Annotated in this window: 13 protein-coding genes; 3 read left to right on the top strand and 10 right to left on the bottom strand. The window is 33.9% G+C overall.

Annotation, left to right across the window (positions count from 1 at the left end; all coding sequences use genetic code 11):
- Positions 1-5: 5 nt before the first annotated feature.
- Complete coding sequence (locus tag J2W95_RS00995; RefSeq protein WP_310003014.1) at positions 6-464, bottom strand: hypothetical protein; 459 nt, start codon at positions 462-464, stop codon at positions 6-8.
- 316 nt (positions 465-780) lie between these two features.
- Positions 781-1,941, bottom strand: a complete 1,161-nt coding sequence (locus J2W95_RS00990; RefSeq protein WP_310003013.1) for a histidine decarboxylase — start codon at positions 1,939-1,941, stop codon at positions 781-783.
- 153 nt (positions 1,942-2,094) lie between these two features.
- Between J2W95_RS00990 and J2W95_RS00985 the strand changes: the two genes are divergently transcribed.
- The gene (locus J2W95_RS00985; RefSeq protein ID WP_310003011.1) at positions 2,095-2,547 is read left to right on the top strand and encodes an Lrp/AsnC family transcriptional regulator; all 453 of its coding nucleotides are present in this window, start codon (positions 2,095-2,097) and stop codon (positions 2,545-2,547) included.
- A 55-nt stretch (positions 2,548-2,602) separates the two neighbouring features.
- On the opposite strand, the gene cysK is transcribed toward J2W95_RS00985, so the two are convergent.
- The 4 genes from cysK to truA all read right to left on the bottom strand — a co-directional run bounded on the left by cysK (position 2,603) and on the right by truA (position 7,830).
- A complete protein-coding gene (gene cysK, locus J2W95_RS00980) occupies positions 2,603-3,517 on the bottom strand; it encodes a cysteine synthase A (RefSeq protein ID WP_310003010.1) in 915 nt (304 codons plus the stop codon).
- Between the two features lie 150 nt (positions 3,518-3,667).
- Positions 3,668-5,056: a dihydrolipoyl dehydrogenase gene (lpdA, locus tag J2W95_RS00975; protein WP_310003008.1), complete on the bottom strand. Its 1,389-nt coding sequence runs from the start codon at positions 5,054-5,056 to the stop codon at positions 3,668-3,670.
- Between the two features lie 150 nt (positions 5,057-5,206).
- Positions 5,207-6,976 carry an ABC transporter ATP-binding protein gene (locus J2W95_RS00970; protein ID WP_310003006.1) on the bottom strand — a complete coding sequence of 590 codons (1,770 nt, stop codon included), beginning with the start codon at positions 6,974-6,976 and terminating at the stop codon, positions 5,207-5,209.
- Between the two features lie 83 nt (positions 6,977-7,059).
- Complete coding sequence (gene truA / locus J2W95_RS00965; protein WP_310003004.1) at positions 7,060-7,830, bottom strand: tRNA pseudouridine(38-40) synthase TruA; 771 nt, start codon at positions 7,828-7,830, stop codon at positions 7,060-7,062.
- A gap of 249 nt (positions 7,831-8,079) precedes the next feature.
- Here truA and J2W95_RS00960 point away from each other — a divergent pair, with 249 nt between their 5' ends.
- Positions 8,080-8,577 carry a metallophosphoesterase family protein gene (locus J2W95_RS00960; RefSeq protein WP_310003002.1) on the top strand — a complete coding sequence of 166 codons (498 nt, stop codon included), beginning with the start codon at positions 8,080-8,082 and terminating at the stop codon, positions 8,575-8,577.
- 5 nt (positions 8,578-8,582) lie between these two features.
- On the opposite strand, the gene J2W95_RS00955 is transcribed toward J2W95_RS00960, so the two are convergent.
- The 3 genes from J2W95_RS00955 to J2W95_RS00945 form a co-directional block, all read right to left on the bottom strand.
- Positions 8,583-10,277, bottom strand: coding sequence for a tetratricopeptide repeat-containing sensor histidine kinase (locus J2W95_RS00955; protein ID WP_310003000.1), 1,695 nt, complete (start codon positions 10,275-10,277; stop codon positions 8,583-8,585).
- A 50-nt stretch (positions 10,278-10,327) separates the two neighbouring features.
- Positions 10,328-10,990, bottom strand: a complete 663-nt coding sequence (locus J2W95_RS00950; protein ID WP_310002998.1) for a response regulator transcription factor — start codon at positions 10,988-10,990, stop codon at positions 10,328-10,330.
- Between the two features lie 160 nt (positions 10,991-11,150).
- A complete protein-coding gene (locus J2W95_RS00945; protein WP_310002995.1) occupies positions 11,151-11,564 on the bottom strand; it encodes a DUF4293 domain-containing protein in 414 nt (137 codons plus the stop codon).
- A 181-nt stretch (positions 11,565-11,745) separates the two neighbouring features.
- On the opposite strand from J2W95_RS00945, the gene rho reads away from it, so the two are divergent.
- A complete protein-coding gene (gene rho / locus J2W95_RS00940; protein ID WP_310002993.1) occupies positions 11,746-13,578 on the top strand; it encodes a transcription termination factor Rho in 1,833 nt (610 codons plus the stop codon).
- 95 nt (positions 13,579-13,673) lie between these two features.
- Here rho and J2W95_RS00935 read toward each other — a convergent pair whose 3' ends face one another.
- Positions 13,674-14,930: an RsmB/NOP family class I SAM-dependent RNA methyltransferase gene (locus tag J2W95_RS00935; protein ID WP_310002991.1), complete on the bottom strand. Its 1,257-nt coding sequence runs from the start codon at positions 14,928-14,930 to the stop codon at positions 13,674-13,676.
- Between the last annotated feature and the right edge of the window lie 71 nt (positions 14,931-15,001).

Genomic DNA, 15,001 nt, shown 5'->3' with positions numbered 1-15,001 from the left:
ATTGATTATTTTTTTATGCGTTTGTATTTTTCGGTTATTATTCGGTCAACACCCAGTTTCTCTACTTTCTCAACACCTTGTTGAATAAGTGTATCATTTTTTATGGAAACTTTAAATTCAAATTTGTTGTTTTCCCAGGCTCTGTTGGAGAAATATTCCAAATATTCGGTATAAGTGTCATTTACCAAAGTATACCTACCGGCACCAGCAGAAAATTTTGGATTGGGTTCTTTACCCATAGTCAGGTCGTGAACGAAAAATGCAAAATGGTCTGGATTGATAATTTTGATCATTTTTACTTTTGGATCAAAAGTAGAAAAAGTGGAATCTTTCTGAGTTGAAGTCGCCGAAATGAGCTCCCAAGTTCCGATAATTGGCAAATCATTATGTTTGGCTTTATTTTGGCTAATACCGTTGAAGTAACTGATTATCGCAATAAATATTAGAGATAGTTTGATTTTCATTTTTAGGTTTTAATGATTGAAAATAATAAAACTAAAGTACAATTTATTTTATAATTACGACTTAGCATAAAATAGAGTAGACTTAAGGTAAAGGTACGTTTACGTGTCTTTATGGCAAGTCAGCGTAGCTTTATGCTATGTCAACGTGTCTTTATGCTACGTCAACATAGCTTTATGCTACGTCAGCGTAGGTTTAAGCTAAGTCAGCGTAGGTTTATGCTACGTCAACGTAGGTTTAAGCTAAGTCAGCGTAGGTTTAAGCTAAGTTGACCTAATCTTATACACCGTTAGGCATTCTAATGGACTTTGTGTTTTTTTAGAAATTAAATTCTGCCAATTCTTCTGGGTTTTCAATGCAATTTTCTACGTCGTTGATGAATAGGTCAATTTGTTCTTTGGTTACATTTGGCATGCAAATAATATGGGAGATGTCACCCTCAGTGGCTAGTTGCCATTTTGATTTAACTTCCTCAGCAGTTTTTGGGAAAACCACGGTGATAGAATTTGGATTCCTCCAAGCTGCAATCCCGATATCTTTTAGTCTTTGTTCGCAATATTCAGCTACTTCCAAGCTGTGTAAGTAACGCTTTTTTAAACCTTCAACACCGAGTTTTTTTATGGCATACCATAAAAACAATGGACAATGACCGTTTCTGGACCCAGTAATAGTCGTGTCCAAAGAACCGATGTAAGAAATCCCTTTTGAGATTCGATCTCTATTGGAACGCTTTGTGATAATAACTCCGGTTGGAATTGGTGAACCTATAAATTTGTGACCACTGATTGAAATACTATCGGCTCCATCTTTAAAGTCAAACGGAAAACGTGGTTCCATAAAAGCACCATAACTTCCAGATAAGGCAGCATCGCAATGGATGTAACTGTCTTGTATGGCCAATCCTTTTAGAATATCCCTGATTTTGGAAACGTCGTCTTTGGCTTCTTTCATAGTTGTGCCAAAAGTAGTCAACACAATTGCTGGCTTATGACGATTCATTTTTAGGGTATTTTCAAAATCTACATAATCTATTTCGCCATTTTCCTGTGAACGAATTACAATACTCGGAATATTGAGTAAGTGAATGTTTTTACGAACACTGTAATGGGTCGATTCTGAGTAATAGACCATCGCTTTTGGATATAATTCGCGAGCAAGATACAATCCGTATAAGTTACTTTCGGAGCCTCCATTGGTTACATAACCCCAATAATCTTTTGGATTGGCGCGGAATAATTTGGCAAAAAATCCAACCACTTCTCTTTCGAGTTCATGGGTTTGTACTTTGTAGGTGCAGTCCTCAAAAGGATCACCTAGATTATTGATTGGATATTTGAAAAAATGATTGATTTCTGAATAATCAAAATCTTTGGATACAGGATAGCCCAAGAAATTATCTCTGGCGTTTTCTATGTATTGTTCCAACTCAAATAAGCGTTGATTGTCTTGTTCGGATAGTGATTCTGAAATAGGTAGCATACTGTTCAATTTTACTGTAAATGTACTTTTAATGATTTAATATGCTGCATATGTGACAGTATTCGAAATATAATTCTAAATTTGAATTGCAATTCAGTTTTTTAGTATTGTATTTAGTGCTTGCTTTTTTCAAAACCATATAATTATTCTGAGATGGACTCGATAGATAAAAAAATATTGATGCTTTTGCAGCAGGATGCGAAACAAAACACAAAAGAAATCGCCGAAAAAGTTGGGCTATCCGTTTCTCCAACCTTTGAGCGAATTAAAAAACTGGAGCAAAAGGGATTTATAAAAAATTATGTGGCGTTGCTTGATGCTACGAAAATTGGGAAATCAATCAGTGTATATTGTCAAGTGACTTTGGCGGTGCATTCCCGGGAGCTGATTGATGATTTTAAACAGCACATTCTTGTATTGCCAGAAATCACAGGGTGTTTCCACGTATCCGGGAATTATGATTTTTTATTGAAAGTGGCTGTCAATGATATGAATGAATATCAAAAGTTTGTCATTGATAAATTATCGGTTATCAAAGGAATTTCGAACGTACAGAGTTCTTTTGTGATGGAAGAAATTAAAAATGACTTTGCTTATAATTTGTAGAATAAAAAAACCGACCTGCTTTCGCAAATCGGTTAGATATTGAGGGGCTTGCTTTTTATTCAAATAAACCTTCGATGCTTAAATAACGCTCTCCTGTATCGTAACAAAAAGTAAGGACTTTGGCTCCTGTTCGAATTTCTTTTAGTTTTTTGGCTACAGCAGCCAATGAAGCTCCAGAAGAAATTCCTAGAAGAATACCCTCTTCTTTGGCTGCTCTTTGAGCATATTCAAAAGCTTCATCTTTGCTTACCAGAATTGCTCCATCCAAAATATCAGTATGTAAATTGGTTGGAATAAAACCAGCTCCAATTCCTTGAATGGGGTGGGGCGAATGTGTTCCTCCACTTATAACAGGAGATGCTTCCGGTTCTACAGCGAAGACTTTCAGGTTTGGAAAATGTTGTTTTAGTACTTCGGCACAGCCTGTGATGTGTCCACCTGTTCCAACTCCTGTAATAAGATAATCCAAGCCATTAGGAAAAGCTTTTATGATTTCCTGTGCTGTCGTAGTTTTATGGATTTCGATATTTGCGGGGTTATCAAACTGAAGTGGTATCCACGAATTTGGAATTTCATTTGCTATTTCTTCAGCTTTGGCAAGTGCGCCTTTCATACCAAATTCTCGGGGAGTAAGCACAAATTCGGCTCCGTAAATGCTCATCAATCGGCGTCTTTCAACTGACATTGAATCTGGCATTACCAAGATTAATTTATACCCTTTTACTGCAGCTACCATAGCCAATCCAATTCCAGTATTTCCAGAAGTGGCCTCAATTATGGTGCTTCCTTTTTTTATTAATCCTTTTTGTTCGGCATCTTCTATCATTGACAAAGCGATTCTGTCTTTGATACTGGCACCTGGATTTGTTTTTTCCAGTTTTACCCAAACATTTGCATCTGGCCCAAATAATTTATTGACTTTAACATGTGGTGTATTGCCAATGGTTTCTAATATATTGTTATGTAGCATGGTAATTTCTTTAAAACTTTATAGTAAATATAGTTGACATTTAGGTATTTACAAAATAGAATGAAGATTATATCTATTGATTTTTGATTAAAACAAAAAACCCGATTTGAAATATTCAAATCGGGTTTTAAATTTATAAAAAATGTTTTATTACAAGTGGATTACTTCTCCGTATGCATCAGCTACGGCTTCCATTACTGCTTCACTCATTGTTGGGTGAGGGTGGATTGATTTTAGGATTTCATGTCCTGTAGTTTCTAGTTTACGTGCTACAACTGCTTCAGCAATCATATCGGTAACTCCAGCTCCAATCATGTGGCATCCTAACCATTCACCATATTTAGCATCAAAAATTACTTTTACAAAACCGTCTGGAGTTCCAGCAGCTTTCGCTTTTCCTGAAGCAGAGAATGGGAATTTACCAATTTTTAATTCGTATCCTTTTTCTTTAGCTTGTTTTTCAGTCAAACCAACAGAAGCGATTTCTGGAGTAGCATACGTACAACCAGGAACGTTTCCGTAATCGATAGGATCAACATGTAATCCAGCAATTTTCTCTACACAGTTAATTCCTTCAGCAGAAGCGACGTGAGCCAATGCTTGTCCTGGAGTTACGTCACCAATAGCGTAATATCCTGGGATGTTAGTTTGGTTATAAGCGTTTACCAAGATTTTATCTCTGTCAACAGCGATTCCAACTTCTTCCAATCCGATGTTCTCGATGTTAGTTTTGATTCCAACTGCAGACAATAAGATGTCAGCTTCAAGAACTTCTTCACCTTTTGAAGTTTTAACAAATGCTTTTACTCCATTTCCAGTAGTATCAATACGCTCAACTGAAGAGTTGGTCATAATTTTGATTCCAGCTTTTTTCAAAGAACGCTCAAATTGTTTTGAGATATCTTCATCTTCTACAGGAACTACGTTTGGCATAAATTCTACGATGGTAACATCAGTTCCCATTGAATTGTAGAAATGTGCAAACTCCACTCCAATTGCTCCAGAACCTACTACAATCATAGATTTTGGTTGCGTTGGCAATGTCATTGCTTGACGGTATCCAATTACTTTTACGCCATCTTGTGGCAAGTTTGGTAACTCACGTGAACGAGCTCCAGTAGCAATAATAATGTGGTCAGCACTGTATTCAGTAACTTTTCCGTCTTTATCGGTAACGTCTAATTTTTTACCAGCTTTTAGTTTTCCAAAACCGTCAATTACATCAATTTTATTTTTTTTCATCAAAAATTGAACTCCTTTGCTCATTCCTTCAGCAACACTACGACTGCGTTGTACAACAGCTGGGAAGTCTTTGTCAAATTCTTTTACAGTTAATCCGTAATCTGAAGCATGTTTTAAATAATCAAAAACTTGAGCCGATTTTAATAATGCTTTAGTTGGAATACATCCCCAATTTAAACATATACCACCAAGGTTTTCTTTTTCAACTACAGCTACTTTAAATCCTAATTGAGAGGCTCTAATTGCTGTAACATATCCTCCAGGTCCACTTCCTAAAACTATAATATCGTATTTCATTTCAAAGTTTTTTATTTGTTTTTAATGGTAAAATGAATTTGTGAAAACTCATTTCATTTTTATTATTAATGTAATAAATTGAGATTGCGAATTTAAGGATTTATTTGATTATGGGAAAATTTAGCAGGAACAAAGTTTTTTGACATTTTGTTATAAAAAAGTATCTGAACTTGAAGTACTAAACTGCGAATCATACAAGTTTTTGTAATATCCTTTTTCTTGATTTATTAACTCTTGATGTGTTCCTTGTTCTACAATCAGACCTTTGTCCATAACCACAATTTTATCGGCATTGACAATGGTTGCCAATCGATGTGCAATTACGATCGATGTTCTTCCTTTGGTAATAGTTTCGGTAGCTCGTTGAATTAATTCCTCAGAATAAGTATCAATAGAAGAAGTCGCTTCGTCCAGAATAAGAATACTTGGATTACTTACATAAGCTCGCAAAAACGCAATAAGTTGACGTTGACCAGATGATAACATTACACCGCGTTCCTTTACATCAAAATCATAATTGTCTGGCAAGCTCATTATGAAATCATGCACCCCAATTTTTTTGGCTGCATCAAATACTTGTTCCCGAGTAATTTCAGGATTGTTTAGTGTTATATTACTGTAAATCGTGTCGGCAAAAAGAAATACATCTTGTAAAACTACTGCAATTTGCTTACGCAATGAACTCAAAGTGTAATTCTCAATATTGTGATTGTCTATAAAAATGGATCCACTGTTAATTTCGTAGAAACGATTTAATAAATTAATGATAGTCGATTTTCCGGCTCCGGTAGAACCTACAATGGCTATAGTCTGACTCGCTTTTACCTCAAGATTGATTCCTTTTATTACTTCTTCATTTGGAATGTAACCAAATCTCACTTCTTCAAAACGAATGTCTCCATCAAATAAAGGTGCTTCGATGGTTCCAGTATCTTGTATTTGGTCTTGTGTGTCTAATATGTCAAAAACACGGTTGGCGGCAATCATTCCTAGTTGCATCTCGTTGAATTTATCTGCAATTTGGCGTAATGGATTAAAGAGCATTCCGATGAACATTGTGTATGAAAATAAATCTCCAAAAGTGGTCGAACTGTCTCCGTCCAAAATATGAAATCCTCCGTATAGAACTATAAAACCTAATGTTAACGACGAAATAATATCAGCAATAGGAAAGAAAATGGAGTTGTATAATATGGTTTTTATCCAAGCCTTTTTGTGTTTGTCATTGATGTCTCTAAATTTCTCGGCTTCAATGTCTTCACGATGAAAAAGCTGAACAATTTTCATACCCGTAACTCTTTCTTGAACAAAAGAGTTCATATTGGCTATTTGTGTACGTACTTCCTCAAAAGCAACTTGCATCTTTTTTTGGAAAATACGGGTGATATAAACTAAGATTGGCATGGCAACAATCACAATCCACGTCAGTTTCCAGTTCATATAAAACATGAAAACAAGTACTACCAGCATTTTCATCAAGTCACTTATAATCATAAATAATCCTTGGCTAAAAATGCGAGCAATCGCTTCAATATCCGATACAGAACGGGTTACAAGCTGTCCAACAGGAACGTGATCAAAATATTTCATTTTAAAGCTCAAGATGTGCTTGAACAGTTTTACTCTAATATCTTTCACAATATCCTGTCCAAGCCAGTTGGCCCAATACACAAAGAAAAATTGTGACAAAACCTCTAGTATGAGTACAACTCCCATTAAGGAAATATAAATCAATAAACCTGTTTGGTCTTTGGGTTGGATATAACTATCTACAGTTTGTTTCAGTAAATAGGGGCGAAGCGCTGCAAAAACCGATAGTGAAATGGCGAAAATAATCACACCATTAAAACGCCATTGATAGGGTTTTGTGAATTTTAATATTCTTTTGAATAATCGGGTGTCAAATGCTTTTGCTTTCATTTATTTTTTGGAGCTATTCCTGCTATCCGTTTCAATCTTATAAGCCGAACCCCGGCTCATAAGGTTTTCCACTGCTATCAGGGCTATTTCGTAATGTAATCGTATTCAATTTTGGTTAAATATAACCCATGTGCCGGTACCGAAAATCCAGCTTTGTCTCTGTTTTTACTTTCTATAATCGATTCAAAATCATTCAAAGTGATTTTGTGCAGTCCAATATTAATTAAAGTTCCCACTATGGAGCGAACCATATTTCGTAAAAAACGATTGGCCGAAATGGTGAAAATTAGTTTCCCGCTTTCCTGTTTAGCTTCGCTCTGTTCGGCTCCGCCTCGAGTCCAATACGCCTCAAATATAGTACAGTCAAAGGTATTTACGTCGGTGTTGACCTTCGAAAAAGATTGAAAATCAGTATGGTTTAATAATAATTTTGCTGCTTTATTCATTAAATCCAAATCCAGTTTTTGATGAAAGTACCAGCTTTGCTCTTGAAGAAATGCGTCCTTAAAAGTGTTTATGTGGTATTCGTAAGTTCTTTTTGTGGCGTCAAAACGAGTGTGAGCTTCATCGTCAACAGGGAAAATATCATAAATGACAATGTCTTTTGGTAAAAAAGAATTGAGCTTGTGAATTATATTCGGAATATCAAATGGGGTTTCCAAATCAAAATGCGCATACATTTCTTTGGCGTGGACTCCAGTATCCGTTCTTCCTGCTCCCATGAGATTTATCTCCGAGTTAAGAATAATGGAAAATGCTTTGTTCATTGTTTCTTGAACAGAGGCGGCATTGGGTTGGTATTGCCAACCGTGATAATGAGTTCCGTTGTATGCTAGTTTTATAAAATACCTCAAAGTAAGTGTTCAGTTTTCAGTGTTTAGTTTTCAGTATTTATGACCAGTGCTCGATGTTGCTATTTCAGAATATGAACATTATGGTAGAAAACTTTTTTGTTGCAAATTTACAAAGAATGTGTCTTCTTTGGTTGTTTTTTATTTAAAACTAGAATGTCTATTTTTGTCGAAATGCCATAGCCCTGCCTTTTTGTTTTTCCTTTAAAAATAAAAAGATACAAGCGGATAGCAGGATTAGCTCCCAGAAATATGAAAAAAATTCTCCTCCTTTCAGATACGCACAGTCACATTGATGATACGATTTTAAAATACGTTGCTCAAGCTGATGAGGTTTGGCATGCAGGAGATATTGGGGATTTGGTAGTTACAGACACCATTAAAAAGTTGAAACCTTTGCGTTGTGTATACGGAAATATCGATGATGCGCAAGCTCGTTTGGAATTCCCTTTACACAATCGGTTTTTTTGTGAAGGAGTTGATGTTTGGATAACACACATTGGCGGTTATCCGGGGAAATACAATCCAGCTTTGAAAGCTGAAATGGCATCAAATCCGCCAAAGTTGTTTATTTGCGGACATTCGCATATTTTAAAAGTGATTTTTGACAAAAAGAATAATCTATTGCACATGAATCCTGGTGCAGCCGGTAAAAGTGGTTTTCATCAGGTGAGAACGATGCTTCGTTTTGTGATAGATGGTGAGGCTATTAAAGATTTGGAGATTATTGAAATAGATAAAAAAGCATAGCGTTATTAATGGACAATTGGAATTTTTAAACTAACTGTTGTGCCTTTGTTTAATATCGAATTAATAATAAATTCTCCTTTCATATTGTTTATTCTTGCCCGAATTTGATTGATTCCAAATCCTTCGGTAACTTCAAGTTTGCTGTCCATAAACCCGTTTCCATTATCGGACACTACTATGAAAAGTTTATTTTCAATTTCTTTGATCGTAACGTCTGCGGTAGTTGCTTCACTGTGTTTTATAATATTGTTGAGTAACTCCGCAATGATAAAATAGAGTTTCATCTCAAACTCTTCATTGTATCTTTTTTTGATTGCAATGCTTGAATTGAATGTGATTTTGATTCTTGAATTGGATGTTTTTTCACATAGGTCTTCCAATGCATAGAGTAATCCAAATCGAACCAATAGGGTTGGCATCAGTTCATGGGATAAGTTTCGGATTTGATTGTGTGCTTCTTCAAGAATTTCTTTTGTTTTATTTATTTCTTCAGGTTGGGCTTTATTGATTGAAGTGAAAACATTAAGATGTAATCCAGCAGAAGAAAGTAAGGAACTAATATTGTCGTGCAGAAAAGAGGCGATTTTTTTTCGTTCCAATTCTTGCCCGTCAATAGAAGCGTTGATTATATTTTCTTGGATTTTACTTCGAATATCTTTAAGTCTGTTTTTTTGTTTCAAACGAATATTTTGAACGAAAAAATAGAAGAAAATAATCACGCACAATAAAAGAAAAAGCACGATAATAGCAATTTTTTTATTTTTGGATTGTTCTTCAATAAGTCTGTTCTGCTTTATTTTATAAGTAGCTTCAATCTTGTCTATTTCTCTCTTATAATGGTCAATTTCGAGATTAACACCTATGACATTGGCTTTGATTAGTTTTTCTTCTATGTTGAGCTCATTGGTAATTTTATAATACAATATGAGGTTGTCATAGGCTTTTTTAGGTTGATTAATTTTATTTAAAAATTTTGAATATTCTAAATAAGAATAGGACAGGTCGGATTTTTCATCTCCAATAGTGCCAAGTTCAATGGCTTTTTCGAAAAAAATAGTTGCTTTTTCAATGTTGTTGATAAAACTGTAATACATGCCGTTCAGCATGTGCAAAGCTACAATGGTGCTATCATCTCCATCGATAGATTGATATTTATTGATATATCGCAAATAAGTGAATCCTTCTACAAATTTTCCAATGTCAAAATAAGCCCAGGCAATATTGAGTTTTGTTAGGAATATTTGTTTTCTATCGAGAACTGTTTGACTAAGCTCTAGCGATTTTTTGTAATAAAATATTCCTTTGTCGTATTGTTTTTTGTCAAAACAATATATGTTTCCTAAGTTATTGTAAAATTGGTTTTTTAAAGTGTTGTCATTTGTTTTGTTGACATAGTAAAGCCCAAGATTGTAATAGTGAAGTGCTTTTAAGGGTTCGGTTAGTTCATCAAAGTTAGAGGCTATGACTAAGTAAGAATTAGCAATTAAGGTATTGTCTTTGTTTTTAATGGCCTGTTCTAATGCAACCCTTGATTTTAATAATGATTTTTCATAATCGCCGTTAATTCTGTTTGCTCTTGCGTCTTTTATGAGTTTAGCAGTTTCTTTTTGCGATAGAGTTTTGTTTTGGGCGAGTGAGGTTTGACTAAAATTGATTAGAAACAAAAAAGCTATCAGTATTCGGAACCTTATTTGATACATACTATTTATTGTAGAATCGATAAATAAAAATGTTCTAAGCCTTTTAAAACTTAAGTTATAATCAAATGATTATTCATAGCATACTTAACAATGCCGATTGTGTTTTTTGCTTTTAATTTTTTCATAATATTTTTTCGGTGTGTTTCAACTGTATTAATACTGATGAAAAGCTGCTCACTTATTTCTTTACTGCTATATTCAAGGGCAATCAAAATAATAATTTCTATCTCACGCTCGGTCAGCAATGGGTTTACATTGGGTTTGTAAATGTTTAATTTTGGATTATTTTTGGTTGCATGAGAGAATATTTTTTCTCGAATGGATTCGCAAAAATATTCTTCACCATTTGCGACAGCTTGTACTGCCTCTATAATGTTGTCTCCGGCACATTGTTTGGTCAAATAGCCACTTACTCCCAAGTCCATGATTTCTTTGATTAATTTTAAATCATCATAACTAGAAAGGATTATTACTTTGCAAGGAAAACCTTTTTGAGCAAATTCTTTAACGACTTCAATTCCGTCTTTTTCAGGCATGCTTATATCTAAGACAAGAACGTCAGCATGATTATTGGTTACATCATCGTAAATTGTTATTCCGTTAAGAGATGATCCAACAACTTTAAAATGTGGTATTGTTTGTAGTAAAGTTTGTATACCATGCAAAATTATCTGGTGATCATCAGCAAGGTGAATTCGAATATTCTTTATCATATTATCTATTACAGTAATCAAATTTATAAAAAAAAAGATTCTTAATCTGTGCTATTTTTTATATTTATTAAATAAAATAAAATTGGCTTTTTTGAATAAAAAAACCCGAACTATTACATTCGGGATTTCTTCGCACATTAATAAATTAAATTTTATAGGTTTATCTCAATCTATCCACAGATTTTACAAGATCTTCATCCTTCTTGATGGCTTTGTTTGCTAAAACTAGCAAAACGATGGCCAAGATAGGTAGAAACATCCCAATACCTTTCTCAGAAACAACGAGTGTTTCTCCAGATAAATTTAGTGAATGATAAACAAATAATCCTAATAAAATCAAATTTAATACGATATTCAATCTGTTAGCAACAAATTGAGTTTGTCTTTTTTTAAATGATATAATGCTGTAAATGGTTATTGCGGTACTTAATCCAAACAATATTACATAAAATTGGTTTTGCATGAAAAGATACTCTTTACCATCACTCAATGTCCATAGCGGAAAAATAAATGGTGAAACGCCTACCACCAAAAAGGTAAGGAATAAATATATGGTTTGAATTCTTTGTATCATGTCTTTGTATTGTTGTACAAAAATATATTTTCTTTTTAATAAATACTATTGTATGATAAATTTTATTTGTATTATTGCATAACATTACCGTAAGCACTTCATACTGCGGTTCATTAAAATAAGATACTACCTAAAAAAATCTTTAGCATTTTTCCAAATTAATTAAACAAATAGAACATTCATGTTTGATATTTCTGTATTAAAAGAATTGAAGCTTGCTGAGCTTCAAGAAATAGCTAAAACGGCTAAAACAATAAAATTCACCGGTGTAAAAAAAGATACTTTAATTAGTCTTATTTTAGATCATCAAGCTGCTACTGTTGTTGAATCTACTAAAGATAAAACGATAGAAGAAGACAAGCCAAAGAGAGCTAGGATTGCACCAGTCAAGAAAGTAGCAATTCAAAAAACTGAAGTTCCTGTTTTGTTTGAAACTACAGTGGAAGAAAAGGTTATTCAAGAAGTTGTTCAAGAAATAGTAGCTGTTCCAGAAAAAAAAGAAAAAGTTATTTTACCAAATAACAATATTTCTAAAGATGGACAAGTGGATTCGAAAAAGGAAGCCAAAGTTGTTAAGTTCAGCAAATCTGCCTACGAGAAAAAGATGGCATTGCAAAGAGAAAAGGAAGCTTTGAAAGAAGTTGCAGTTTCCGATGAAACACAACAAGATTCAAATTCGGAAGTAATTGAAGAGAAAACAGAAAGTTCTGTTCCTGAAAAAAAAATAAACCCGAATCAATTAAATAAGAAAGAACAAAACCCAAATAATAAGGTTAATCCAAATCAGAATGGGAATTCCAATCAAAATGGGAATTCTAACCAAAATCCAAATCAAAATCCCAACCAAAATCCAAATTTTAAAAACAAAAAAAGCAATTTTAAAGATGCTGATTTTGAGTTTGATGGAATCATAGAAAGTGAAGGTGTTCTTGAAATGATGCCTGATGGTTATGGTTTTTTACGTTCTTCCGATTATAATTATTTGGCTTCGCCAGATGATATTTATTTATCGACTTCTCAAGTACGTTTGTTTGGTTTAAAGACCGGAGACACTGTAAAAGGTGTGGTTCGTCCACCAAAAGAAGGGGAGAAGTTTTTTCCATTAGTACGAGTTTTAAAAATTAATGGTCATGATCCACAAGTGGTTCGTGATAGAGTTTCTTTCGAACATTTAACTCCAGTTTTTCCTTCTGAAAAATTCAGATTGGCTGAAAAGCAAAGTACTATTTCGACAAGAATTATAGATTTGTTTTCTCCAATTGGAAAAGGACAACGTGGAATGATTGTAGCACAGCCTAAAACGGGTAAAACAATGCTGCTAAAAGAAATCGCGAATGCAATTGCGGCCAATCACCCTGAAATTTATTTGATAGTTTTATTGATCGATGAACGTCCAGAGGAGGTTACTGATATGCAACGAAGTGTACGTGGAGAAGTAATTGCTTCTACATTTGATAGAGAACCACAAGAACACGTTAAGATTGCTAATATAGTTTTGGAAAAATCCAAAAGGTTAGTAGAATGCGGTCATGATGTTGTTATTCTTTTGGATTCTATTACTCGTTTAGCAAGAGCTTATAATACAGTACAACCAGCTTCAGGAAAAGTTTTAAGTGGAGGTGTTGATGCCAATGCTTTGCAAAAACCAAAACGTTTCTTTGGTGCTGCCCGTAATGTTGAAAATGGTGGTTCTTTGAGTATTATTGCAACTGCTTTGACGGAAACAGGTTCCAAAATGGATGAAGTTATCTTTGAAGAATTTAAAGGAACAGGTAACATGGAATTGCAATTGGATAGAAAAATTGCCAACAAGCGTATCTTCCCTGCTATTGATTTAACATCATCTAGTACAAGACGTGATGATTTATTGTTGGATCCAAAAACATTGCAAAGAATGTGGATTATGCGAAAAATGCTTTCAGATATGAATCCAGTTGAAGCTATGACTTTAATAAATGATCGTTTCAAAGAAACTAAAACTAATGAAGAGTTTTTGATTTCTATGAATGATTAATAAAGGAGAGAATAGAAGTTAGAAAAATATATATAAAAAAAATCCTCGAAACTATCGAGGATTTTTTTATAGGTAAAAATTATAAAATCTATATTTTATTCTTTCTTTTCTTTTGACTCTTTTTTCGGTTCCAACAAGCTCTCTTTTCTTTCCATTAAAGCCATATAAAAACCATCAAAACCAGATTCTGATGCTAATATTTTTTGGTCTTTTATGAAATTGAATTGTTTACCAATATCAGTTGCTAAGAAACGAGCAATTTGTTCTTGATTTTCAGAAGGCAAAATAGAACAGGTAGCGTAAACTAATTTACCGCCTGGTTTTACAATTTTTGAATAGCTTTCCAATACTTCCGATTGTACTTTTCGAATGTTGTCGATGAATTCCGGTTGCAGTTTCCATTTTGAATCTGGATTTCTTTTAAGTACTCCTAATCCACTACAAGGGGCGTCAATCAATACTCTATCTGCTCTTTCGTGAAGTTTTTTGATAACTTTAGTAGAGTCAATGATGCGGTATTCAATGTTGAAAGCACCGTCTCTTTTGGCTCTAAGCTTTAATTGCTTTAGTTTACTTTCATATAAATCCATTGCAATCAATTGTCCTTTGTTTTCCATCAAAGAAGCAATATGAAGTGTTTTTCCTCCTGCGCCAGCACAAGTGTCAACTACTCTCATTCCTGGTTTTACATCTAGAAAATGAGCTACTAATTGTGAATTAGCATCCTGAACCTCAAAGAAACCTTGTTTGAAGGCGTCTGTTAAGAAAACATTTGCTCTTTCTTTTAGAACTAATGCATCTGGTTGGTTTTTTAGAAACTCCGTTTCGATGTTTAAATCCATCAAAATAGCTCTTAAGTTTTCTTTGGTAGTTTTAAGAGTGTTTACTCTCAAAATTACTTTGGCAGGTTGATTTTGTGCTGCGATTTCTGTAGCCCAAACTTTTTCGCCTAATTCTTTTACACCTAATTCATCCATCCAATCTGGAATAGATTCTTTTAATGCTCTTACTTTTGAAAGTTCGTCAAAACGACCTTTTATTTTTCGTTCCGGAGTTCCTTCCAATTGTCTCCAATCTGGAATTGGATATCCTCTTAAAACTGCCCACACTGAGAACATTCTCCAAAGATTGTCTCTGTCATAAGGCTCTTTTACTTCGGCAATTTCTGCATATAATCTTTTCCAACGTACGACTTCGTAGATGGTTTCGGCAACAAATTTTCTATCTGAACTTCCCCAACGTTTGTCTTTTTTTAGGGATCTTGCTACTACTTTGTCTGCATATTCTCCTTCGTTGAAAATTGCGTTAAGCGCATCAATAGTAGTATAAACTAAATTTCTGTGTAATCTCATTTTAAATAATTGAAGTGCAAAGGTACTATTTATTGCTTAAAACTAAGTTTTATATTTTAATCAAAAAAAAA

Origin of the sequence: Flavobacterium granuli (genome assembly GCF_031456055.1) — a bacterium.
GTDB classification, from domain to species: Bacteria; Bacteroidota; Bacteroidia; order Flavobacteriales; family Flavobacteriaceae; genus Flavobacterium; species Flavobacterium granuli_A.
This window is presented reverse-complemented; position numbering and strand designations above follow the sequence as displayed.

Excerpts from the sequence above, each read along its gene's own strand:
- J2W95_RS00945 (WP_310002995.1), bottom strand. The coding sequence starts at position 11,564 with ATGATACAAAGAATTCAAACCATATATTTATTCCTTACCTTTTTGGTG.
- J2W95_RS00985 (WP_310003011.1), top strand. The coding sequence starts at position 2,095 with ATGGACTCGATAGATAAAAAAATATTGATGCTTTTGCAGCAGGATGCG.
- J2W95_RS00990 (WP_310003013.1), bottom strand. The coding sequence starts at position 1,941 with ATGCTACCTATTTCAGAATCACTATCCGAACAAGACAATCAACGCTTA.
- rho (WP_310002993.1), top strand. The coding sequence starts at position 11,746 with ATGTTTGATATTTCTGTATTAAAAGAATTGAAGCTTGCTGAGCTTCAA.
- cysK (WP_310003010.1), bottom strand. The coding sequence starts at position 3,517 with ATGCTACATAACAATATATTAGAAACCATTGGCAATACACCACATGTT.
- J2W95_RS00950 (WP_310002998.1), bottom strand. The coding sequence starts at position 10,990 with ATGATAAAGAATATTCGAATTCACCTTGCTGATGATCACCAGATAATT.
- J2W95_RS00995 (WP_310003014.1), bottom strand. The coding sequence starts at position 464 with ATGAAAATCAAACTATCTCTAATATTTATTGCGATAATCAGTTACTTC.
- J2W95_RS00935 (WP_310002991.1), bottom strand. The coding sequence starts at position 14,930 with ATGAGATTACACAGAAATTTAGTTTATACTACTATTGATGCGCTTAAC.
- J2W95_RS00955 (WP_310003000.1), bottom strand. The coding sequence starts at position 10,277 with ATGTATCAAATAAGGTTCCGAATACTGATAGCTTTTTTGTTTCTAATC.
- J2W95_RS00960 (WP_310003002.1), top strand. The coding sequence starts at position 8,080 with ATGAAAAAAATTCTCCTCCTTTCAGATACGCACAGTCACATTGATGAT.
- lpdA (WP_310003008.1), bottom strand. The coding sequence starts at position 5,056 with ATGAAATACGATATTATAGTTTTAGGAAGTGGACCTGGAGGATATGTT.
- J2W95_RS00970 (WP_310003006.1), bottom strand. The coding sequence starts at position 6,976 with ATGAAAGCAAAAGCATTTGACACCCGATTATTCAAAAGAATATTAAAA.